The organism is Photorhabdus tasmaniensis (genome assembly GCF_011189505.1).
Taxonomy (GTDB): Bacteria; Pseudomonadota; Gammaproteobacteria; order Enterobacterales; family Enterobacteriaceae; genus Photorhabdus; species Photorhabdus tasmaniensis.
The window spans coordinates 1-1,343 of the sequence record NZ_PUJU01000152.1 but is presented as its reverse complement, the minus strand read 5'-3'; the positions used below and the strand labels follow the sequence as shown (position 1 = coordinate 1,343).

The following is a 1,343-nucleotide window of genomic DNA, read 5'->3' as shown; positions in this document are numbered from 1 at the left end:
GGAAACGGTGAATTTGGCTCAGGGGGCATATCCAGGATTGAAATCTGTTGATGTGATTCCGACGCTTGGATATAACGGCGCGTTCCAAGGTAGAGCGCATACTAACTATGCAAAAGGGATCAGCGTCGGCGATTCCGACTATGGCCAGATCTGGGTTAATTCATCCGGGCGGTTATTTGCACAATTTTCCAATAATAATGGTGCAAAACCGGGAGGGGAATGTGTTTATACTGACGACATCATCGTTCAAAAGGCTAATAATGCCGTGCCTAGCAGTCGGAAAATTAACGGGAAGACGTTAAGTGGGGATGTCAGTTTGAATGCCGGGGATGTGGGGGCTTTGCCGGAAACAGTTTATGTTGAAAATATTCCCACCCGCAGGTTTGTGGGGGCATTTTCTGGCGGAGGCGGAGCGGGATGGGTCAAAGGCATTAACATCGGGACAGGCGGTGATACGGGGCAAATCTATGTTAATCAATACGGTGAGCTATATGCGTATTTTTTTAATACTAACGGTGAAATAGACGGTGGTCCAGTCAGTAACTGCCCCTTGGGCTCTCCTGTTCCGTGGCCGCAGCCAAATCCTCCATCAGGTTACCTTGCGTGCAACGGTCAAACATTTAATAAATCTCAATATCCGCAATTAGCAGCAGCATACCCATCCGGCGTGCTCCCTGATCTGCGCGGTGAGTTCATTCGTGGCTGGGATGATGGGCGTGGTACTGCTGATGCGGGGCGAGGGATTTTGTCGTGGCAGGGGGATGCGTTTGTAAGTCATAAACATGGCTATCGCGATCGGTATTATATCGAAAATATGAACGGTCTCCGCAGTGCTAACAAGAAAGAAGAGACGCCGGGTGGGTATAACGGTAACCTCGGGTCTGGTCATAGCGACGAAGATAATAATGGTTTTTTATATATCGACAGCACAACAGAAAAAACGGGTGGCAACGAAACCCGCCCCCGGAACATAGCATTTAACTACATGGTGAGAGCAGCATAATGACAGAACAAAAATACTCTTTAGACCATGAAACAGCCGTATTGGGTAAAGATGGTTTGGCTATTCAGGCAGGCTGGATAAAGGTTTATCACTCTAATCAAATTACACGAGAATTCACGAACTCTAATATTGAATATGTGATGCTTGGTGTCAGCTTATCGGCTGGTGCTTATTCTGATGCGCCAGAACTTCCCGATTCTCATGATAAGGCGGTTTGTCGTAGCGAAGATAAACTCTGTTGGGAAATCTTACCTGATTACCGGGGTAAAACCGCTTACGACACGCAAACTCGCGCGGCTACTGAGATATCTGAAATCGGGGAATTACCGGATACGCTCAC

Annotated in this window: 1 protein-coding gene and 1 pseudogene; both read left to right on the top strand. The window is 47.6% G+C overall.

The features are described from left to right. The first annotated feature begins 7 nt into the window (after positions 1-7). Positions 8-1,003: a tail fiber protein gene (locus C5471_RS23265; RefSeq protein WP_422630943.1), complete on the top strand. Its 996-nt coding sequence runs from the start codon at positions 8-10 to the stop codon at positions 1,001-1,003. Continuing rightward, a pseudogene (locus C5471_RS23260) lies at positions 1,003-1,343 on the top strand (tail fiber assembly protein); the annotation flags it as partial. The gene C5471_RS23265 and the pseudogene C5471_RS23260, both read left to right, overlap by 1 nt.